19 protein-coding genes are annotated in these 20,201 nt (G+C 65.7%); 8 read left to right on the top strand and 11 right to left on the bottom strand.

All coding sequences use genetic code 11. The features are described from left to right. Positions 1-67: 67 nt before the first annotated feature. Entirely contained in the window at positions 68-883 is an 816-nt protein-coding gene (phnC, locus tag P6U30_RS26880; RefSeq protein ID WP_407165876.1) for a phosphonate ABC transporter ATP-binding protein, read from the bottom strand. A 189-nt stretch (positions 884-1,072) separates the two neighbouring features. Between phnC and P6U30_RS26885 the strand changes: the two genes are divergently transcribed. From P6U30_RS26885 to P6U30_RS26895, 3 genes are read left to right on the top strand one after another with little or no spacing between them, the layout of a single operon-like run. Then, entirely contained in the window at positions 1,073-1,738 is a 666-nt protein-coding gene (locus tag P6U30_RS26885; RefSeq protein WP_407165877.1) for a chloramphenicol acetyltransferase, read from the top strand. Further along, on the top strand, positions 1,735-2,907 hold the full coding sequence (locus P6U30_RS26890; protein WP_407165878.1) for an alpha-D-ribose 1-methylphosphonate 5-triphosphate diphosphatase: 1,173 nt from the start codon (positions 1,735-1,737) through the stop codon (positions 2,905-2,907). Before P6U30_RS26885 ends, P6U30_RS26890 begins: the two co-directional genes overlap by 4 nt. 20 nt (positions 2,908-2,927) lie before the next feature. Continuing rightward, the gene (locus P6U30_RS26895) at positions 2,928-3,620 is read left to right on the top strand and encodes a DUF1045 domain-containing protein (RefSeq protein WP_407165879.1); all 693 of its coding nucleotides are present in this window, start codon (positions 2,928-2,930) and stop codon (positions 3,618-3,620) included. Here the strand turns inward: P6U30_RS26895 and P6U30_RS26900 are convergent. After that, positions 3,617-4,558, bottom strand: coding sequence for a LysR substrate-binding domain-containing protein (locus P6U30_RS26900; RefSeq protein ID WP_407165881.1), 942 nt, complete (start codon positions 4,556-4,558; stop codon positions 3,617-3,619). The two genes, P6U30_RS26895 and P6U30_RS26900, sit on opposite strands and share 4 nt — an antisense overlap. Positions 4,559-4,732: 174 nt before the next feature. On the opposite strand from P6U30_RS26900, the gene P6U30_RS26905 reads away from it, so the two are divergent. Then, complete coding sequence (locus tag P6U30_RS26905) at positions 4,733-5,863, top strand: aromatic ring-hydroxylating oxygenase subunit alpha (RefSeq protein WP_407165882.1); 1,131 nt, start codon at positions 4,733-4,735, stop codon at positions 5,861-5,863. 40 nt (positions 5,864-5,903) lie between these two features. After that, positions 5,904-6,692, top strand: a complete 789-nt coding sequence (locus P6U30_RS26910) for a crotonase/enoyl-CoA hydratase family protein (protein ID WP_407165883.1) — start codon at positions 5,904-5,906, stop codon at positions 6,690-6,692. Positions 6,693-6,706: 14 nt separating this feature from the next. Here P6U30_RS26910 and hemC read toward each other — a convergent pair whose 3' ends face one another. The 9 genes from hemC to P6U30_RS26955 form a co-directional block, all read right to left on the bottom strand. Beyond that, complete coding sequence (gene hemC / locus P6U30_RS26915; protein WP_407170549.1) at positions 6,707-7,651, bottom strand: hydroxymethylbilane synthase; 945 nt, start codon at positions 7,649-7,651, stop codon at positions 6,707-6,709. 129 nt (positions 7,652-7,780) lie between these two features. Further along, positions 7,781-8,401, bottom strand: coding sequence for a bifunctional nicotinamidase/pyrazinamidase (gene pncA / locus P6U30_RS26920; protein WP_407165884.1), 621 nt, complete (start codon positions 8,399-8,401; stop codon positions 7,781-7,783). A 7-nt stretch (positions 8,402-8,408) separates the two neighbouring features. Continuing rightward, positions 8,409-9,227, bottom strand: coding sequence for an aspartate dehydrogenase (locus P6U30_RS26925; protein ID WP_407165885.1), 819 nt, complete (start codon positions 9,225-9,227; stop codon positions 8,409-8,411). Between the two features lie 3 nt (positions 9,228-9,230). Next, positions 9,231-10,655: a M20/M25/M40 family metallo-hydrolase gene (locus tag P6U30_RS26930; protein ID WP_407165886.1), complete on the bottom strand. Its 1,425-nt coding sequence runs from the start codon at positions 10,653-10,655 to the stop codon at positions 9,231-9,233. Positions 10,656-10,772: 117 nt separating this feature from the next. Then, positions 10,773-11,267: a RidA family protein gene (locus P6U30_RS26935; protein WP_407165887.1), complete on the bottom strand. Its 495-nt coding sequence runs from the start codon at positions 11,265-11,267 to the stop codon at positions 10,773-10,775. A gap of 29 nt (positions 11,268-11,296) precedes the next feature. After that, a complete protein-coding gene (locus tag P6U30_RS26940; protein ID WP_407165888.1) occupies positions 11,297-11,701 on the bottom strand; it encodes a c-type cytochrome in 405 nt (134 codons plus the stop codon). Between the two features lie 2 nt (positions 11,702-11,703). Further along, a complete protein-coding gene (locus P6U30_RS26945; RefSeq protein WP_407165889.1) occupies positions 11,704-13,296 on the bottom strand; it encodes an NAD(P)/FAD-dependent oxidoreductase in 1,593 nt (530 codons plus the stop codon). 1,159 nt (positions 13,297-14,455) lie between these two features. Then, positions 14,456-15,577 carry an amino acid ABC transporter permease gene (locus P6U30_RS26950; protein ID WP_407165890.1) on the bottom strand — a complete coding sequence of 374 codons (1,122 nt, stop codon included), beginning with the start codon at positions 15,575-15,577 and terminating at the stop codon, positions 14,456-14,458. A gap of 1 nt (position 15,578) precedes the next feature. After that, the gene (locus P6U30_RS26955; protein ID WP_407165891.1) at positions 15,579-16,766 is read right to left on the bottom strand and encodes an amino acid ABC transporter permease; all 1,188 of its coding nucleotides are present in this window, start codon (positions 16,764-16,766) and stop codon (positions 15,579-15,581) included. Positions 16,767-16,861: 95 nt separating this feature from the next. On the opposite strand from P6U30_RS26955, the gene P6U30_RS26960 reads away from it, so the two are divergent. Genes P6U30_RS26960 through P6U30_RS26970 form a run of 3 tightly spaced genes read left to right on the top strand, consistent with a single transcriptional unit; the run spans position 16,862 to position 20,114 of the window. Continuing rightward, positions 16,862-17,737, top strand: a complete 876-nt coding sequence (locus P6U30_RS26960; protein ID WP_407147808.1) for a MurR/RpiR family transcriptional regulator — start codon at positions 16,862-16,864, stop codon at positions 17,735-17,737. A gap of 5 nt (positions 17,738-17,742) precedes the next feature. Further along, entirely contained in the window at positions 17,743-19,092 is a 1,350-nt protein-coding gene (locus P6U30_RS26965) for an aspartate aminotransferase family protein (RefSeq protein ID WP_407165892.1), read from the top strand. A gap of 11 nt (positions 19,093-19,103) precedes the next feature. After that, the gene (locus P6U30_RS26970) at positions 19,104-20,114 is read left to right on the top strand and encodes an amino acid ABC transporter substrate-binding protein (protein WP_407165893.1); all 1,011 of its coding nucleotides are present in this window, start codon (positions 19,104-19,106) and stop codon (positions 20,112-20,114) included. The last annotated feature ends 87 nt before the right edge of the window (positions 20,115-20,201 follow it).

A 20,201-nucleotide genomic window follows, 5' to 3' on the forward strand; every position in this document is an offset into this window, starting at 1 on the left:
TTGTTGTGGTTACGCGTGTTTGGCCGGGCGAAATGCCCGTCCATCCTGATCGGGAATTGTGCGCCGCTCAGGCCGCCGCTGCGGTGCCGAGCGCCGGAACATTTGCGCCCTCGGGCGCGGGCAACGGCGCCCCGCCGATGACGTCGTTGGCCTCGAGGTCGTAGAGCTCGCGGGCGATGTGGTCGGTCAGCGTCGATGGTTGACCGTCGAACACCACGCGCCCCGCCGCCATGCCGATCAGGCGGTCACAATAGGTCCGCGCCAGGTCGAGCGAATGCAGGTTGCAGAGCACGGTGATGCCGAAATGCTTGTTGATGCGCAGCAGTGCGTCCATCACGATCTTGGTGTTGCGTGGATCGAGCGACGCGATCGGCTCGTCGGCGAGGATAACGTCGGGCTCCTGCACCAGCGCACGTGCAATCGCGACGCGCTGCTGCTGGCCGCCGGAGAGCTGGTCGGCGCGCTGTGCGGCGAGCTGCGCAATGTCGAACTGTTCGAGCGCGGACATCGCAAGCGCCCGGTCCTGCTCCGGCCACATCTGCGCCAGCGAGCGCCACGACGGGATTTCGGCAAGCCGTCCCATCAGCACGTTGGTCAGAACGTCAAGCCGGCCGACCAGATTGAATTGCTGAAAGATCATCGCCGAACGCGCGCGCCACTGCCGCAGCGCCTTGCCGCGCAGCGCGGTGACGTCGGTGCCTTCGAACAGGATGCGGCCGGAAGTCGGCTCGGCGAGGCGGTTGATCATCCGCAGCAGCGTCGACTTGCCGGCACCGGAGCGGCCGATCACGCCGACGAAACTGCCGGGCGCGATCGAGAATGACGCGTTATCGACTGCGGCTTTTGTGCCGAACCGGCACGTCAGACCTTCCACCACCAGCATGCAATGCTCCACCCGCGTCTCGATGGGCCATCGCTATCCCCGCTGTTTTACAGTTATGTGACGACACGGCTGCGGTGCGGCGATCGTCCACACCACCTCACTTGCCGTCATCGCAACGTCATGATCTTGTCATCAAGCACCTTGAAGACGAGCGTATCTCCCCGGAAGCCATGATTTGCGGAGGCCCTGATGGCCGGAAAGAAACTCTCCATCGTGCCGACGATCGATCCCACCGCGTCGGTACGCGAGAGCAAGCTCGGCACCTATACGGAAGTCGGCGCGCGCACGATCCTGCTCGAAGTCAGCATGGACGATTACTCCTACGTCGTGAATGACAGCCAGATCACCTACACGACGATCGGAAAGTTCTGCTCGATCGCAGCGATGACCCGGATCAATCCCGGGAATCATCCGATGCACCGTGCCACGCAGGCGCATTTCACTTACCGCGCCAGCGCCTACTTTCCCGGAGAGAGCGACGACACCGACTTCTTCAACTGGCGACGTGCGCATCACGTGCATATCGGCCATGACGTATGGATCGGTCACGGTGCGATCATATTACCTGGCCGGAGCATCGCCACCGGCGCCGTCGTCGCCGCCGGGGCCATCGTCACCAAAGACGTGCCTGCCTATACGATCGTTGCCGGCAATCCGGCGCGTCAAATCAAGCCGCGCTTTGCCGCGCCCATCGCAGATCGCCTCGCCGCGCTGGCGTGGTGGGACTGGGATCATGACATGCTGCGCCGTGCCCTGCCCGATTTCCGCAAGCTTTCGGTGGAAGAGTTCCTCGACAAGTATGAAGCTGAGGGTGCTTCCGAATCACAAGACAAGCAGCGGAGTGCCGCATCGTGACCGACATTTTCATCGAAGGCGGCCGCGCGCTGATCGACGGATCGCTCGTCGAGACATCGCTCCGGACAACGGGACGCGACATCGCTGCCCTCGACGCCGAGCAGGGCCGCGCGGCGCTCCACCTTGATGCCAACGGCTTGTTGGTGCTGCCTGGCATCGTCGACCTGCACGGCGATGCCTTTGAGCGGCAGATGATGCCGCGTCCCGGCGTCGACTTCCCGACCGACATTGCGCTCATCGACAGCGACCGGCAGGCGATCGCCAACGGCATCACCACCGTGTTCCACAGCACGACCTGGTCATGGGAGCCCGGCCTGCGCAGCGCCGACAATGCGCGGAAACTGCTCGATACAATCGAGGCATTGCGGCCGCAGCTTGCCGCCGATACGCGCTTTCACCTGCGCCACGAGACCCACAATCTCGACGCCGAGGCCGAGATCACGCAATGGCTCGCCGAAGGCCGCATCGATCTGTTCGCCTTCAACGATCACAGCAACGTCAAGCCGAAGAAGCGCAACCAGCTCGCTGAGCGTGCCGGGCTGTCGGTCGAGGCGATCAACGAGATGCTCGACCAAGTCGTCGCCCGCCGCCCCGACGTGCCAGCCTCGATCGCGCGTCTGGCCGCCGCGGCGCGTGCCGCCGGCATCCGCATGCTCTCGCATGACGACAACAGCCCCGTCATGCGCCAGGAGTATCGCGCACTCGGCGCTGCGATCGCCGAATTCCCGATCAACGAGGAGACCGCGCGCGACGCGGCCGCCGCCGGCGACTTCATCGTGTTCGGCGCCCCCAACGTGGTGCGTGGCGGCAGCCACACCGGCTGGACCAAGGCATCCGAGATGATCGCGAAGGGCCTCTGCTCGGTGCTGGCGTCGGACTATTACTATCCGGCGCAACTGCTCGCAGCATTCCGTCTGGCGGCCGACGGCATCCTGCCGCTCACCAGCGCCTGGGACCTGATCTCCTCGGCGCCGGCGCGCGCCGCGGGGCTCGATGATCGCGGCGTGCTGGCCGCCGGCCGCCGCGCCGACATCATCATCATAGACGACAAGGTGCCGTTGCGGCCCCGCGTCGTGGCTGCGATATCAGCCGGACGATTGGTGCATCTGGCGGATGCAAGCTGTCTCGTTCATTCGCGCGCGCCGCGCAAGACGGTTGCAGCGGCGTAACCTCACTCTATTCTGCTGCCATGGCCAATCATCCGCGCTACGCAATCTATCATGCGCCGTCACCAGACAGTGCGCTGCACCGCTTCGGCTCGACGCTGCTCGGCTACGATGCTGCGTCGGGTGACGACATCCCGTTCCCGAATGGGGTCACCCCCGACTGGCGCGAGGTCACGGAGGATCCGCGCAAATATGGGTTTCACGCCACGCTGAAGGCGCCGATCACGCTCGCCGAGGGCAAGCGCGAAGGCGACCTCATCGAAGCCTGCGCTGCCTTCGCCGGCCGCGCGCGGCGCATTCCGGTGATCGAGCCGGTGGTCGATGCGATCAGCGGCTTCATCGCGGTGATTCCGGCGCGGCGTTCCGACGACCTGCAGCAGCTTGCCGCCGACTGCGTCACCGAGTTCGATGCCTTCCGCGCGCCGCTGACGCCAGACGATCGCGTCCGCCGCAAACCCGAGCGGCTCTCGGCGCGGCAATGCGAGTATCTCGACCGTTGGGGCTATCCTTACGTCATGGAGGAATTCCGCTTCCACATGACGCTGACGGGACGGCTTGGCGACGACAGGCGCGGCCCGATCGTGGCTTGGCTGCGAGAACGGTTCGCGACGCTCGGTCTCACGACGCTGGCGATCGACCGCCTGGCGCTGTTCAGGCAGGACGACGCAACGTCCCGCTTCCGCATCATCGCAAGCTGGCCGCTGCGCGGCGGCTAATCCTGCTTCGCGAGCTCGGCCAACAGCCACCTCTTGAAGGTTTGCAGCGCACGATTGCGTTGCGCGCCCGGCGGGTGAACCAGCCAGTAGCTGCCGGTCATGTGGCCGACCGGAAGGAGCCGCCGGATCGTACCGCGCCGCTCGCTTTCCGCGATGAACGGCTCGAGCGCCAGCGCGACGCCCGCCCCGCGCTCGGCGGCCTGCAGGGCAGCCACAAAGCTGTCGACCGAAATGGTGCGCGTCGACGGCGGCTCGGCCTCGCCCGCATGTCTGAACCACAGGGGCCATGCCGCGGGAAATGTCGTGACGTGGATCAGGACGGCGCGGTCGAGGTCGGCGGTCGTCCGCAGCTTCAGCCGCCGCGCGAGCGACGGCGCCGTCACAGGAACGGTCCTGACGTCCATCAGGCGATGTGCGACGACGCCTTCGGCCTTGCCGGCCCCAAAGCTGATGCCGGCGTCGAACGTCTCGGTGTCGAAATCGACATTTCGGTTCGAGGTTTCGATCGCAAGATCGATCTGCGAATGCTGGGTGAGGAACGACGATAGCCGCGGGATCAGCCAGGCCGAGGCGAACTGCGGCAGCACCTTCAGCCGCAGCCGGCGTTTGCCGGCCGCTTCGATGGCCGACTCCGCTCGCGCCAACAGCGCGAAGGCGCGACCCGTCGCGGCGGCGAGCTTTTCGCCCGCAACGGTCGGCCGGACAGCGCGGTGGGTCCGCTGAAACAGCGCAACGCCGAGATGGGCTTCCAGGTTGCGGATGCGATGACTGACCGCCGACGCGCTGACGTTCAGCACGCGCGCAGCTTCCTTGAAACTGCCGAGCCTGACCGCGACGTCGAACGCCTGCAGCGCCAGAAGATGCGCCGGCCGCAAGCTCGCCGCGGCGAGGTTATCCTGCCCCTGCGACTGCGAAGACCTTGAGTTATTCCTGCTCATGCGGCCGATCCTAGCGGTCGTCACCCATCGATGTCGCCGGGAAACTGAGCATAGATGAATCTCATTCATCCGAAGCATCCCGCTTTCGCTTGTCGCGCGGGAGGCGATGCTGAATTCTGCCACCGACAAACAGCAGGGCGGCAAGCCCGGCCGGATCAAGCGGGGAGGATAGCGATGACAGCACGGCTGGCGGACGAACCTTCCGTCGTCAACCGAATCCTGAAGCATATCGACGCGAAATCGACCGATCTCAGCGACGGCGTCTGGCACGAACCCGTCGCGCACTATCTGTCGCAGGACCGCTTCGCAGTCGAGATCGAACACGTGTTCCGCCGCACGCCGACGCCGTTCTGCCCGTCCGCCGCGCTAACCGAAATCGGCGCCTATGTCGCGCGCGACGCGGCGCTGACGCCGATCATCGCGATCCGTGGCGCAGACGGCATCGCGCGCGCCTTCCGCAATGCATGCCGGCACCGCGGCGTGCAGCTCGTTGACGGCACCGGTTGCAAGAAGGCGCTGACCTGCCGCTATCACGGCTGGACCTACGGCCTCGACGGCCGCCTGCGTGGCGTCCCCGACGACTATGGCTTTCCCGGTCTCGACAAGAGCCGGCACGGCCTCGTTCAGATCACCTGCGTGGAGCGCGGCGGCCTGGTATTCGTCTCGCAGGATGATCCCACCGCGATATCCGACGCAAGCGACATGCCAACCCTGTTCGGCGACGACTGGACGCTCTATTCGACCGCCGAGCAAGAAGTTGCGGCCAACTGGAAGATCGTCGCTGAAGGATTCCTCGAGGGCTATCACATCCGCTCGACGCATCAGGATACGTTCTATCCGCTGCAGTATGACAATCTCAACGTAATCGAGTCGTTCGGTCGCAACAGCCGGATCAGTTTCCCCTACCGGCGGATCGAGAAGCTCCGCAATGTGCCGCCGGGCGAGCGCCGGACGGCAGGCATGCTGACGCATGTCTATCACTTGTTCCCGAACGTGATGTTGTCGACCTTCCCAACCAACCGGTTGATGACGGTGCTCGAGCCGCTGGCCGTCGACCGGACCCGGCTCATCACCTACACGCTGTCCAACCAGATCGCCGCGGAGGACGGTCGTGCAGCAGTTGCCCAGGGACGCGACTTCGTCACTGCCGGCGCCGCTGAGGACCGCGAGATGGCCTGCGCCGCGCAGCGCGGGCTCGCCAGCCGGGCGAATGACCATTTCACCTTCGGCCTGTTCGAAGGCGCGATCCGGCATTTCCATCAGAATCTCGCCGCGATCATCGATGGCGGCGCAAGCGCATGCTGACCCACCGCGCAACCGAAGGACGAAGCATCGAGGACCGAGCATGCTGGAACACCCGACCGTCAGATTCGAAACCGACCAGGCCGTCGCGATCGTAACCATTGACCGCTATGACGAGGCACGCAACGCGGTCAATCCGGAGACCGCGAAGGGACTGGCAGCGGCCTTTCGCGCATTCGATCGCGATCCATCGCTGTCGGTCGCGATCCTGACCGGTGCCGGCGGCGCGTTCTGTGCCGGCTTCGACCTCAAACGGACCGCAGCCGGCCATCGCGGTCACCGCGTCGAGAATGGCGACGGTCCGATGGGCCCGACGCGGATGAAGCTGTCGAAACCCGTGATCGCCGCGGTCGAAGGACCGGCCGTCGCCGGCGGCCTCGAACTTGCGATCTGGTGCGATTTGCGGGTCGCCGCACGTGACGCGGTGTTCGGCGTCTACTGTCGGCGGTTTGGCGTGCCGCTGATGGATCTCGGCACCGTGCGCCTGCCGCGGCTGATCGGCCACAGCCGCGCGATGGACATGATCCTCACCGGGCGCGGCGTCTCGGGCGAGGAAGCCGGGCAGATCGGTCTCGCCAACCGCGTGGTCGCACCGGGCACCGCGCTTGCCGAAGCGCGCCGCCTCGCCCACGATCTCTGCCGCCTGCCGCAGGCGGCGTTGCGTAGCGACCGCCTCTCCGCCATCGAGCAGTGGGAGCTCGGCTGGGACCAGGCCACGCTGAACGAATTCCGCCTCGGTCTCGCGACGGTCGCGACCGGCGAGACCGAGGCCGGCGCGCGCCGCTTCGCTGCAGGCAAGGGCCGACACGGCGGTTTCACAGACATCACGTGAGGATCGTAAGATCGCTAATGCTCGTCGGGCCGGGTGCGCGCGATGATCTCGGCGGCGCCCTTCTCCAGGAGCTCCATCCCGACGGCGCGGCCGAGTTCGCGCGGACGGTTCGCAGGGCCGCGTCGCGTCGCTTCGATGAAGCGGCCGGCATCGTCGAGCACCGACGCGCGCAGCGTCATCTCGTGGCCCGCGACCATTGCATGCCCGGCGATGGGCGAATTGCAGTGGCCGTTGAGCACCCACAGCACTTCGCGCTCGGCCTCGGCGCTGAGCCGCGACGGAACGTTGTCGATAGCCGCGAGGCGCGCGCGCGTCGCCCAGTCGGTCTCGACGCATTCGACGGTGACGATGCCCTGCCCGACCGCCGGCAGCATCTCATCGATGGAAAAATCATGCGCGATGCGCGCGGCCATGCCGATCCGCTCGAGGCCAGAGCGGGCCATCACCAGCGCGTCCGCCGGCCCCACCGCGCCGCCATCCGGCAAGCGCTGCCTGTCGCCGCGATCGAGCTTGGCGATCCGGGTGTCGGCAGCGCCGCGGAAATGGATCACGGTGGCTTCGGGGAACAGCCGGCGCAGATAGGCGGCGCGCCGCACCGCATTGGTGCCGATCATGAACCCCTTGCCCCGTGCGGCGCGGAGGGTCTCGAGCGACAGGCCAGGCCGCAGCACGAGTGAATCGTTGGCGGCATCCCGCGCCAGCATCGCGCCGAGAACCAGGCCCGGCGTCTCCTCATTGCCCGGCACGTCCTTCAGCGAATGCATCGCGGCCTGCAACGTGCCGGCGCGCATTGCCTCGCGGATCTCCGCGACGAAGGCACCACCCTTGCCGCCGTGTTGCAACAGCTTGCTGGTCTGGTCCCGGTCGCCGCGGGTCTCGAACTTGACGACTTCGACGGCAAGGTCCGGCGCGGCGGCGCGCAGCAGGCGCGCGACATCGTTCGTCTGCGCCAGCGCCATCGCGCTCTTGCGCGTCCCGATCCGTAAAGCCTGTCCCGACACGCTATCTCCGTTGCGAATGACCGTCAGGGGCTGGGATTAGAGCAAAAGACCAGTCAGAACAACGGTTTTTGCCCCCGGGGATCACGCTCAGGCGATGTCGTCGACCAGCACGACGCCGGCGGCAAGCATGGCCGTCGTGGCGGTCGCGAGCGAGCCCGCGAGATCGATGGCGCGGCAGCCCGACAGCACGACGGTTACCCCGAAACCGAGCCGTCGCGCATCCAGCGCCGAATAATGCACGCAATAGTCGGTCGCGAGCCCCGCCATGGCGATCCGCGTCAGGCCGCGCTCGCGCAGATAGCCGGCAAGCCCGGTCGGCGTCGTCCGGTCGTTCTCGAAGAAGGCGGAATAGGAATCGATCGCCGCGCGGAACCCCTTGCGGATCACGAGCTCGGCCCTGTCGGCCGCGAGCTGCGGATGGAAGGCGGCGCCCGGCGCGCCTTGCACGCAATGATCCGGCCATAGCGTTTGCGGTCCGTAGGGCATGGTGACGGTCGAGAACGGCGCCGCGCCAGGATGCGATGACGCAAAGGAGCCGTGGCCCTCCGGGTGCCAGTCCTGAGTCAGCACCACATGATTAAATCGCTCGGCGAGCCGATTGATAACCGGCACCACGGCATCGCCGTCCGCGACCGCCAGCGCGCCACCGGGGCAGAAATCGTTCTGCACATCGATGACGAGCAGGAGATCGCCGGGCCGGATCGCCATCGCCGCCTCAGGTCCCGACTCGCAGCGGCGCGCGCAGCTTGCGCAGGCAGGCGATCACCGACAGCGCGGTGATGCGGCCAGTCTTCGGGTTCTCCGAGGGGATGTTCTCGATCGTCATCGAGAACCGCGCGGAATCCGAATCGACCTCGATGCGGTGGGTGTTGCGCGTCACCGTCGGGTCCGCCCAGATCTCGACCCGGGTACGATCCGGGCCGATGCCGGCGAGCGACAGCGCCACCGCGACGTTGAGGTTGGCCGGAAAACCTTTCGCGGCTTCGCGCGCGCTGCCCTCGAACACCTGCAGCGGTTCGGTGATGCCTTCAATCCGGATGTCGTTCTCGACCAGATGCGGCGCGCCGAGCAAGCCCGCCACCGGCTTGCGCGTCACGATCCTCGCCGAATGGATGGTCCCGAGAGCGGCGGCCGTCACCGCGTCGAGCCCGATCAGTGCGCCGGTCGGCACGATGATCTGGCCGCCATGGTCCCTCGCAAGGCCGATCAGGTCTTCGTTCTGCAGCAGCGCGCCGACACTCAGCACCACTGCGGTCTTGCCGCGCTCGACGGCCGGCGCCACGATCGAGCGCACCAACTTGCTCGGCGCGCATTCGACGACAATATCAGCGACATCGGCAAGATCGACGATCGGCAGCACCTTCGGCGGCGCCTTGAGCTCGGCAAGCCAGGCGCGATGCTTCGCGGGATCCTGCGACGACACCGCCACAAGCGCCAGCCCATCGATGCCTTGATCGAGCGCCTTGACGACATCGGCCCCGATCGCGCCGAGGCCCGCCACCGCCACGCGGGTCCTGGTTCTGGAATCTGCCATTGCTTATGTCTTGCCTCCGGCGAGCATCTTGACCAGGCGATAGAGATAGTCCTCGCCCTGATAGAACGACTTTACGAGCACACGCTCGTCCTTGCCATGATTCCTGTTGTCATTGATGTCGGCGGCAAGCCCGGAGTGGCCGTAGGTCGGAATCCCGGCATTGCGCAGATAGCTGCCGTCGGTCGCGCCGGTGCTCATGACCGGGATGATCGCAGCATCCGGCCAGAACTCCTTCGACAGCTTCTCGATCGATCCCATCACCTCCTCGTTCAACGGCGACGGCGGGCTCAGCACCGCCTTGCCGGTCGGCGCCACCGCGATCTGCTTGTCATCGAGCACCCGCTCGATCGTCGCCTGCACGCCCTCGACCGGTTCACCGGGCATGATTCGGCAATTCACCTTGGCGGTCGCGAGCTGCGGCAGCGCGTTGAGGGCATGGCCGCCTTGCAGCATGGTGGCGACGCAGGTGGTGCGGAGCTGCGCGTTGTAGCCGGCATTGTCGGACAGCCGCGCCAATGCCGCGGGATCGGGCTGCGGCGCCAGTACCGCACGGATGTCATCCGCGGTCTGCTTGGTCTCAAGCTCCGCCATCCGCGTGAAATAAAGCCGTGTCGTCTCGTTGATATTCAGCGGGAAGCTGAAATTGGAGAGCCTGATCAGCCCTGCCGCGAGACGATAGATCGCGTTGTCCTTGCGCGGCAACGAGCTGTGGCCGCCGCGATCCTTGACCGTGAGCTGATAGCCGACCGAGACCTTCTCGCTGGTCTGCACGGTGTTGCGGATCGCCTTGCCGTCCTTCAGCCCGACGCCGCCGCCTTCGTTCAGGGCGAATTCGGCATCGATCAAGTCGCGGTGGTTCTTGATCAGCCACTGCATGCCGAGGCCGTTGGCATCGAGGATCTCCTCGTCGGTCTCCAGCGCAACGATGATGTCGCGGTCGGGCTTATAGCCCTCCCTCTTGTAGCGGATCAGGTTGGTGATGAAGGCGGAGGCCATGTATTTGTCGTCACTGCTGCCGCGCCCGTAGAAATAGCCGTCCTGCTCGGTGAGCTTGAACGGGTCGACCGACCAGTCCTCTCGATTGGCGGGGACGACGTCCAGATGGGCGACCAGCAGGATCGGCTTGCGCGCACCGGAACCGCGCAGCCGCGCCACCAGATTGCCCTTGTGCGGTGCTGGCGAGAACACGTGCACGTCGCTCTCGGGGAAACCCGCCGCGCGCAGCCGGGCACCCATCGCCTCCGCGGCCTTCTGCGTATCACCGGTCGCGGTGGTGGTGTTGATCTCGACCAGCTCCTGATAGATGCCGCGGGCGAACTGCTGCTGCTCGGTCAACCCCTGCGCCGCCGCGGCGGTTGCCAGCAGCACCGGACCGATGACAGCGGACAACAGCAGCGATCGACTTACTGTCCTGGCCTTGTACGACATCGTGCTCTCCCCGGAATTCCACCGCCTCACCGGCCAAATTCAGACAGGCGGCCCATGCTTTGGCAAGACGGCGAGCCATTCAATTTATGCGGGCATATCCCCGCAGATTCGCGCGCATCACTTCGCGACCGTGTCCTTGGCCGCGATCACCTCGATCTCGACCAGGAAACCGGGATTGGCGAGTGCGGCAACGCCAACCACGGAGCGTGCGGGCAGGTTCGGCTGGCTGCCGCCGAAGAACTGCGTATAGCCTTCCATGAACGCCTTGAAGTCCATCGGCGCGGACGGGGTGTGCACCAGGAACACCTGCATCTTGACGACGTCGCCCATGCCGAGCCCCTGGCCTTCGAGGATGCCCTTGATGCGGTTGAGCACGCCGACGGTCTGGATCCTGGTGTCGCCATAGGCCTGCGGGGTTGCCGGATCGGCGTCCTTGTTGGCAACCGGCGGCACCTGGCCGCTGACATAGACCGTCGTCGCATTGCCGGTCACGGTGACGGACTGCGCAATCGGGAACGTCGAGTTGGGAATTGGATGCCTGATCACATCGGCGCGGGCTGCGGTCGCTGCGACCGACAACGCGGCGCCCAGTGCGATAGCGGCGAATTTCATGTGTCTCTCCCCCCGAGCCTGTGACGCGGTTAGCGGCGGGCGTCCTGAACGTCCTTAGCCGTCACCACATCCTGAAAGTTGTTGCCGAAATGCGTCCGCAGATAGTTCACGACGGCGGCAACCTGACCATCGGTCATCATGTCGCCGAACGCCGGCATGCCGCGGCGGCCATTGACGACGAGGAACACTGGGTAGCTGCCGGCCTCCAGATTCTTGTTGCCGGCCAGGGACGGATAGCTTCCTGCGCCGATCGCACCGGTGGCATCCGGCATGTGGCAGCCCTGACACACATTGGCGAACAATTCCTCGCCGGTCATCTCCACGAAGCGGTAGCCGGACGAGAAAGTGCGTGGGCTCGCGGCGCTATCCTGCCCGATGGCCGCAGTGGCCGACAGTAAGGTCAGCGCGGCAACCGCCGATGTCTTTGCCAACATCATCACGTCTTCACCACGCGTTCGTGCAGCCGCGTGACGGCATCGAGCGAGGACAGGATCGCGCCTTCCTGCCATGCCGGGAGGTCGGAGGCATGCTCGCCCGCCAACAACACGCGGCCATCGATCTGGCAGAGGTTGCGATAGTGCTGGGCGCGTCCGGCCTCGCTCCATTCGCCGCTGCAGCCGAGTGTGAAGGGCACGCGATGCCAGGCCACCGCGACGCCGGTCTCGAATTCGGCCTTGTACTGGGGATGGATCATGGCGCCGAACTCGACCGCGCTCTTGACCCGCTCGGCGGGCGTCATCGCAGTGAACTCGTAGGAATTGGCGCCCTCGAACAGGTAGCCGCCGAGCAGGATACCGCGGCCGTTGCGGTTGAAGCCATAGTTCGGATAGGCGATCTGCCGGATCGGCAGGTCGGTGAAGCTGATGCCGCCGTAGATCGCCTCGTCCTCCTCCCAGAAGCGGCGCTTGAACTGCAGCCCGATCTTCACCGAGGCGGCATAGGGCAAGGCGTCGATCGCGTTCTTCATCGGCGCGCCGACATCGATTGGCAACTGGCTCAGGATCGACAGCGGGATGGTGCAGATGCACCAGTCGGCGGTCGCCTGCTGCACGGCGGAGGGGTCGGCGGTGTCGACATAGCTCACAGTGACGCCGGTGCCGTTCTGCTGGACCTGCGTCACCTTGGCGCCAAAGCGGATGAGATCGCCGACCTCGCGGACGAAGGCCTTGCCGATCATGTCCATGCCGCCGACCGGCTGGAACATCGTGGTCTGGAAGTTGTAGCGGGCAAACGCCTGCAGGTAACGCCACAGCCGCGAGCGCAGGATCTCCGACAGCGAGATCGGATCGCTCGGCAGCGGATCGGCCGAAAGTCCGCCGCCGGGATCGCGCGCATAGCCGCGGAACTCCGCGGAATCGAGGCTGGCACTGTACTTGTAGTTGCGATCCAGCGCGCCCCAGGCCCGCAGCGACTGCAGCAGGATCTCCTGGTCCTCCTTGGTGGCAGTCTCGTCGAGCTTGCCCTGTTGCGTGACTTTGGCGAGCAGCTCAGACACCTGGCCCTGGAAATCCGCCTTGATGCTGCGGATGCGCTGCGGCTTGCCGCCGAATGCACGCGTCGCGTGCAGATAGGCATTGTGATTGAGTTGGATGAAGGGCTCGAGCGCCACGTTGAGCCGCCGGCAGTAATCGAGCAGCGCGCGGTGGTGATAGGGAATCCGCCACGGACCCGGATTGATGTACAGGCCCTGCTCGAACTCGCATGTCTGCTTGAAGCCGCCGAGCTCGACGAAGCTGTCGCCGCCGCGGATCGTCCAGTTGCGGCCGCCGGCCCGGCTGTTGAATTCGAGGATCTGGACCTTGTAGCCGGCCTTGCGCAGCTCCAGCGCCGCCGTCATGCCCGCAAGCCCCGCGCCGAGAATCAGCACGGACGCCCCTTTCGGGCTGCCCTCGAGCCTGAGCGGACCCTTGTAGGCGGACTCCGACGCAAAGCCGAGGCTCGTCATTGCGTGGTACATCGCCGAACTGCCGGCGATCGTGCCGATCAGCGCGAGCAGGTCACGCCGCTTGATCACGGATCCGTTCTGCACCGCCGCTCACCCCAGCCGCATTCATCGTTCGAGAAAGGAAACGGGTGATGCGACCTCTGTCAAGAAACCGCACAGCCTGCACGTTCGCCCACACGCGCTTTTGATACGTCAGGCCACACGTTCGAGATGCACGCGACGGCAATCCATTTCATAGTCGAGGCCAACCACCGGCGGCCGGTTCAAATGCCAGGTCAGGCCGTTGCGGAGCGCGCCTCTGAAATGGACGCGGTCGTCGCGATGACGTCCTGTGATGAAGGATACTCCCGATCAGCGCGATGTCATCACGGCTGTCGCTCGTGCGAATTCCGCAGCCGCATCCGATGCTGTCGTCCCGGCGCAGGCCAGAGGCAATATCGTGCCCCATCCACCACCGTCGTCCTGGCGAAGGCCAAGACCCATGACCACCGCATTTGATTGTGGACCGGAACGTGGCCCCAGCGTCGCGCAACAACGTAATGGGTCCTGGCTTCGCCAGGACGACGCTGAGTTTGTTGCACCGCTTGTGAGTCATACGTTCGCATTCTCGCGACATGAATTATCCGAGCTTTGCCGTTCGTTTCGCCCTCTCGTTGAAGGGAGGGCGCAGGGAAAGCCGGGTGCCGATCGCACCCATGGGCCCCGAGCAATGGTAGAAAGCTCGGGGGTAGGACCACAGGTGTAACCGGAAAACACTCCGGCTTTCCCTGCGCGATGGGTTACGGCTTATACGTGCTCGCCCCGGCGAGACTGGGCTTGGTTGTCACCGTCATCAGCGAGAGACCTTGCCTCACTGATAAGACACCTGCCACTAGGGCGTCAGGCCTGCACGACTTCACCGTCCGCCTTTGCATGTGCTCGTCAGTCACACACTCGGCGTCCACCGCATCTCGACCCACACTCGTGACGATCGCGAAGCGCTCCTCAGGCGGGTGAGACGGGCTATTCATACACTGAGTTGTCATTCCGATAAACGGAAATATTTTTGCGCGAGGGTCTTGCGCCGTCGGGCAACTCAGTGATTGGCGCGTCAGGGACGCGCCGGCGGACGGGTTCCCTCTCCCTCATGTCCGCCGAAGCCTTGGCGAAGGCGGATGCGCGGGAGGGAGCCTGGGCCGCGCGCTCACCTCACTGGCAGTCCGCGGCATGCGAAGCAAGATCCCGACGACGGAGAGAGCATCATTCACCCGTGCCCGCGCTGGGCCTCGAGGCTGCGGCTGTAGCGCGACATTGCGAAGCAGAACAAGAAGTAGATCACGCCGACGAAGATGTAGACCTCGACGCTGAAGGACTGCCAGGCCGGATCGATGATCGCGGTCTTCGCGGTGGTCAACAGGTCGAAGATGCCGATGATGAGGACAAGGCTGGTGTCCTTGAAGAAGGCGATGAAGGTGTTGACCAGCGGCGGGATCACGTGGCGGATCGCCTGCGGCAGCACGATCAGCGCGTTCTTCTTCCAATAGGACAGCCCGAGCGCGTCCGCTGCCTCATACTGGCCGCGTGGCACCGCCTGCAGTCCGCCGCGCACGACCTCCGCAAGATAGGCGCCGGCATAGAGGATGAAAGCGATCTGCGCGCGCAGCAGTTTGTCGATGTTGACGCCTTCGGGCATGAACAGCGGGAACATCACGCTCGCCATGAACAGCAGGCTGATCAGCGGCACGCCGCGGATCAATTCGACGTAGAGCACGCAGAGTGAGCGGATCGCGGGCAATTTCGAACGGCGGCCGAGCGCGACCAGGATTCCGAGCGGGAAGCCGAAGGCCAGCCCGAAGGTGGCAAGGATCAGCGTCACCGGCAGCCCGCCCCAGCGCTCCTGCGAGACATAGGACATGCCGAGGAAGCCGCCCCACATCAGAGACCCGATCACGACCAGCGCGGCGGCCCAGAGCAGGAACAGCTCCTTGCGCCAGAAGCTGCGACGGCTGGAGACGGCAAACAGCGCGATGAAGATCAGCACCGCGAGCGCCGGCCGCCACTGCTCGTCGAACGGATAGGTCCCGAACAGGATGAAGCGATACTTCTCGGGAATCACGGCCCAGCAGGCACCCAGGCCCTGCGCCGCGCGACAAGTGCTGGTGTCGTTGCCTGGCACGTGCCAGATCGCGTGGGCGACGCCCCATTGCCAGAAGCCGACGGCGGCCTTGCCGATCACGAAGGCCAGCAGCAGCGTCACAATGGTCGAGGGGATCGACGGAAACAGATTGGCGCGCAGCCAAGCGACGATCCGACCGCCGAGCGTCCGCCGCGCGCGCGGCCGGCCGACCGGAAGCGGGTCCTGCGGAACATGTGCGACCGAGCTCATGTCAGCGCTCCACCAGCGCGATCCGCGCATTGTACCAGTTCATGAACAGACTGATGCCGAGGCTGACGGTGAGGAACACCATCATGATCAGCGCGATCGATTCGATCGCCTGCCCGGTCTGGTTCAACGTGGTGTTGGCGATCGAAACGATGTCCTGATAGCCGACCGCCACCGCAAGCGAGGAGTTCTTGGTCAGGTTGAGGTACTGGCTCGTCATCGGCGGAATGATGACGCGCAGTGCCTGCGGCAGCACGATATGCTGCAGCGAGAAACTCGGCTTCAGCCCCAGCGCCTTGGCCGCATCCCATTGCCCACGCGGCACCGCCTGGATACCGCTGCGCACGATCTCGGCGATAAAGGCCGAGGTGTAGGTGACGAGCGCGATCAGCAGCGCGAAATATTCCGGCGCCAATGTCAGCCCGCCGACGAAATTGAAGCCGCGCAGCTCGGGCAGCGTGACGGTCCAGCTCGCGCCCGCCAGGAACGACACCAGCACGGGCAACGCGACCACGAGGCCAAGCGCGTAAGGCCAGGCCGGCCGCGCCTTGCCATCCAGCATCTGCTGGGCGATCAGCCGACGCCTGATGAAGTGCAGCACGATCAGCCCGGCGACCAAAGCCAGGATCGTCCACCAATTGGCTTCGTGCAGCGGAATCGACGGCAGCACCAGCCCGCGGTTGGACAGGAACACCCCCTCGATCGGCTTCCAGGCCTGACGCGCCGCCGGCAGCCCCTGCATCAGCACGTACCAGAACAACAACTGCAGCAGGAGCGGCAGGTCGCGCAGCACCTCGACATAGACGGCAGCGAGCCGTGACAACAGCCAGTTGGTCGACAGCCGCGCGATGCCGATCAAGGTGCCAAGCACGGTCGCCAGCACGATACCGATGACAGCGACCCGCAGCGTGTTGACGATGCCGACGATGAAGGCGCGCAGATAGGTGTTTTTCGGCGTATAGTCGATCCAACTGTCGGCGATCGGCATCCCGGCTTCGCGGCCGAGGAAGGCAAAGCCGGTCGAGATGCGGCGGACCGAGAGGTTGTGAACGGCGTTCGACCACAGCCAGGCAACAACGGCGATGGCGATTCCGACCACCAGGATCTGCCAGAACAGGCCGGCGACGCGCGGGTCGCTCAGCGAAAGCCGCAAGGGTCGGGCGGGAGGGCGTTTTGGCGTCGTGGTCGTCACAGCACAAGAATCCTTATGAGAAACGATCTTCTGCCATGCGCGGTATGCGCACTTCATATGTTGCACCAAATTGATATTCGTGCAACATATGTTTCATGGCGCAGGCTCAGGCGAAACCGTCGCCCCTCAACGAATTGTGCAGCGCACTGCCGTCGCTGCCGATGCGGCTGCAGGAAGTTGGCCGGTTCGTCGCGGCGAACGACTACGACGCGACCACACGCTCGATGCGCGAGCTTGCCTCCGTCGCCGGCGCCGATCCAGCCTCCTTCACTCGTCTTGCCAAGGCGCTCGGCTATTCCGGCTGGGACGAGCTGCGCGCCGCCCTGACCGAAGCACGCCGGCCCGCGCAAGCTACGCCGTTTTCCGGCCGCGCGAAGGGCCGCCGTCCGGGACCTAATGCGGATGTCACGCTGGTCAAGGAGAAGCTCGCCGCTGAAGCCGCGGGACTTGCGCGAATTTCGGCGAGCGCGATCGCGGAAGCCGCGCGTGCACTGCACGGCGCTGACCGAATCTGGATATCCGGCTATCGTAGCTGCCGCAGCGTCGCCGAACTCTTGACCTACCAGCTCCGCCTGTTCCGCCCCGACGCCGTGCAACTGGTCGGCGGCTCGGGCCCGTTCGACCTGGATCATGGCGCCTTCCGTGCGGACGACGCCGTGGTCGCGATCGGCTTCGCGCCCTACACCACCGTCAGCGTCGAGACCGCGCGTGCGGCACACAACGCCCGTGCCAAGCTGGTCGCCATCGCCGACGCGATCACCGCGCCGATGGCCGAAGGCGCCGATCATCTGCTGCTGTTCGAGGCCGCCTCCTCGCCCGGCTTCTTCCCGAGCCTCACCGGCGCGATCGCCGTCGCGCAGTCTTTGGCTGCCGTCACCTTCACGCTGGGCGGCGCGAGCGCCAAGCGCAAGCTGGAACAGACCGAGGGCCGGCTTGCCGAGATGTCGCAGTATTTTGTCGAGAAAGGATGAGTGTCATGGCCGCCACCAGGACCCGCGTGATGCATCGAAGCCTGCGCGAGACGCCGCCGAAAGCGATCGGCGGCGACGGTGTCTGGCTGATCGCGGAGGACGGCCGCCGCATTCTCGATTCTTCCGGCGGTGCCGCCGTCTCCTGCCTCGGCCATCAGCATCCGCGCGTGCTCGCCGCCATCGCGAGGCAAGCATCCCAGCTCGCCTATGCCCACACCGGCTTCTTCTCGTCGGAGCCCGCCGAGGAGCTCGCCGAGCGGCTGGTCGGCCATGAGCCCGGCGGCCTCGCCTACGCCTATTTCGTCAGCGGCGGATCGGAAGCGATCGAGGCCTCGATCAAGCTAGCGCGGCATTATTTCATCGAGCGCGGCGAGCCGAAGCGCGCGCGCTTCATCGCGCGCCGCCAGAGCTATCACGGCAATACGCTGGGCGCGCTGTCCGCCGGCGGCAACGCCTGGCGCCGCGAGCCCTATGCGCCGCTGCTGTCGCCCTCGTTCAGCCATGTCACGCCGGCCTTCGCCTATCACGAGAAGCGCGACGATGAGTCGGAGGCAGCGTTCGTCGGCCGCCTCGCCGCCGAGCTCGAGGCCGAATTCCAGCGGCTCGGCCCGGACACCGTCGCCGCCTTCATCGCCGAGCCTGTGGTCGGCGCCACCGCCGGCTGCGTGCCCCCGCCGGAAGGCTACTTCAAGGCGGCGCGCGAGATATGCAATCGCCACGGCGCGCTCTTGATCCTCGACGAGGTGATGTGCGGCATGGGCCGCACCGGCACGCTGCATGCGTGGGAGCAGGAAGGCATCTCGCCGGACATCCAGGCGATCGCCAAGGGCCTCGGCGGCGGCTATCAGCCGATCGGCGCAATGCTGGCGAGCGGCGCCATCGTCGACACCGTGCGCAACGGCTCCGGCGCATTCCAGCACGGCCATACTTATCTGGCGCATCCTTTGGCCTGCGCCGCCGCGCTCGAGGTGCAGCGGACGATCAGCGAGGAAAAGCTGCTCGATCAGGTCAAGGAGCGCGGCAAGCAGCTCGAGCAGCGGCTGATCGAACGGTTCGGCAATCACCGCCATGTCGGCGACATCAGGGGCCGCGGCCTGTTCTGGGGCATCGAGCTGGTCGCCGATCGGGCGAAACGCCAGCCGTTTGATCCCAAGCTGAAATTGCACCAGCGGATCAAGTCCGCTGCCTTTGCGGGCGGGCTTGCCTGCTATCCATCGGGCGGCACGGCCGACGGCCAGCGCGGCGACCATGTGTTGCTGGCCCCGCCCTATATCGCAACTTCCGGCGACATTGACATGATCGTCGAAAGACTCGGCGCTGCGGTAGACAGCGCGCTGAAGGACGTTGGTCACTAGAGGAGGATGGAATGTACAGGGGTATCATCACGGCAACCTTGCTCGCGGCGGGCATCACCAGCGCTGGCGCAGCAACGCTCGACACGGTCAAGCAGCGCGGCACGCTGGTGTGCGGCGTCTCGACCGGCTTTGCCGGTTTCTCGGCGCCGGACTCGCAGGGCAATTTCAAGGGGCTCGACGTCGACTATTGCCGCGCGCTGGCGGCCGGCGTGCTCGGCGATCCCACCAAGGTGCGCTATGTCGCGCTCACCGCGCAGAACCGCTTCACCGCGCTGCAATCCGGCGAGATCGACGTGCTCTACCGCAATTCGACCGAGACCTACCTGCGCGGCGTCACGCTCGGCCTGCGCCAGGGGCCGATCAATTTCTACGACGGCCAGGGCTTTGTGGTGAAGAAGGACCTCGGCGTGAAGGAGCTGAAGGATCTCAAGGGAGCGACCGTCTGCGTCGCCCAGGGCACCACACATGAGGTGACGCTCGGCGACTACGGCCGCGCCAACGGCATCGACTGGAAGCCGCTGGTGTTCGACCGCGTCGACACCATGTACCAGACCTTCTTCGGCGGCCGCTGCGATGCCATGACCCAGGATGCCTCGGCACTCGCCGGCGCGGTCGCGACCGCGGCGCCGAAGCCGGACGACTACGTCGTGCTGCCGCAGACCATCAGCAAGGAGCCGCTTGGCCCGTTCACCCGCAACGGCGACGAGGTCTGGAGCGACATCATCACCTGGCTGCATTACGGCCTCGTCGAGGCCGAGGAGCTCGGCGTCACGCAAGCCAATGTCGAGGAGATGGCGAAGTCGCAGACGCCCGCGATCCAGCGTCTGCTCGGCGCCTCCGGTGATCTCGGCTCGCGGCTCGGCCTCGCCAACAACTGGTTGGTCGGTGCGATCAAGGCCGGCGGCAACTACGGCGAGATCTTCGAGCGCAATGTCGGCAAGGCAAGCCCACTGAAGCTCGAGCGCGGCCTCAACGCCACCTGGAACAAGGGCGGCCTGATGTACGCGATTCCGTTCAAGTAATGCCTCTTGCCTCGCCCCGCTTGCGGGGAGAGGTCGGATTGCGAAGCAAAGCCGGGGTGGGCAAAGCGAAAGCGTGCCCACCCTGAC

This window comes from Bradyrhizobium sp. ORS 111 (genome assembly GCF_045571485.1).
Classification (GTDB): Bacteria; Pseudomonadota; Alphaproteobacteria; order Rhizobiales; family Xanthobacteraceae; genus Bradyrhizobium.

Coding starts and splice junctions, on each gene's coding strand:
- P6U30_RS26925 (WP_407165885.1), bottom strand. CDS start 9,227: ATGGCAGATTCCAGAACCAGGACCCGCGTGGCGGTGGCGGGCCTCGGC.
- P6U30_RS26900 (WP_407165881.1), bottom strand. CDS start 4,558: ATGAGCAGGAATAACTCAAGGTCTTCGCAGTCGCAGGGGCAGGATAAC.
- P6U30_RS26885 (WP_407165877.1), top strand. CDS start 1,073: ATGGCCGGAAAGAAACTCTCCATCGTGCCGACGATCGATCCCACCGCG.
- P6U30_RS26905 (WP_407165882.1), top strand. CDS start 4,733: ATGACAGCACGGCTGGCGGACGAACCTTCCGTCGTCAACCGAATCCTG.
- P6U30_RS26950 (WP_407165890.1), bottom strand. CDS start 15,577: ATGAGCTCGGTCGCACATGTTCCGCAGGACCCGCTTCCGGTCGGCCGG.
- P6U30_RS26910 (WP_407165883.1), top strand. CDS start 5,904: ATGCTGGAACACCCGACCGTCAGATTCGAAACCGACCAGGCCGTCGCG.
- P6U30_RS26960 (WP_407147808.1), top strand. CDS start 16,862: ATGGCGCAGGCTCAGGCGAAACCGTCGCCCCTCAACGAATTGTGCAGC.
- pncA (WP_407165884.1), bottom strand. CDS start 8,401: ATGGCGATCCGGCCCGGCGATCTCCTGCTCGTCATCGATGTGCAGAAC.
- P6U30_RS26970 (WP_407165893.1), top strand. CDS start 19,104: ATGTACAGGGGTATCATCACGGCAACCTTGCTCGCGGCGGGCATCACC.
- P6U30_RS26940 (WP_407165888.1), bottom strand. CDS start 11,701: ATGTTGGCAAAGACATCGGCGGTTGCCGCGCTGACCTTACTGTCGGCC.
- P6U30_RS26930 (WP_407165886.1), bottom strand. CDS start 10,655: ATGTCGTACAAGGCCAGGACAGTAAGTCGATCGCTGCTGTTGTCCGCT.
- phnC (WP_407165876.1), bottom strand. CDS start 883: ATGCTGGTGGTGGAAGGTCTGACGTGCCGGTTCGGCACAAAAGCCGCA.
- P6U30_RS26935 (WP_407165887.1), bottom strand. CDS start 11,267: ATGAAATTCGCCGCTATCGCACTGGGCGCCGCGTTGTCGGTCGCAGCG.
- P6U30_RS26965 (WP_407165892.1), top strand. CDS start 17,743: ATGGCCGCCACCAGGACCCGCGTGATGCATCGAAGCCTGCGCGAGACG.
- hemC (WP_407170549.1), bottom strand. CDS start 7,651: ATGGCGCTGGCGCAGACGAACGATGTCGCGCGCCTGCTGCGCGCCGCC.
- P6U30_RS26895 (WP_407165879.1), top strand. CDS start 2,928: ATGGCCAATCATCCGCGCTACGCAATCTATCATGCGCCGTCACCAGAC.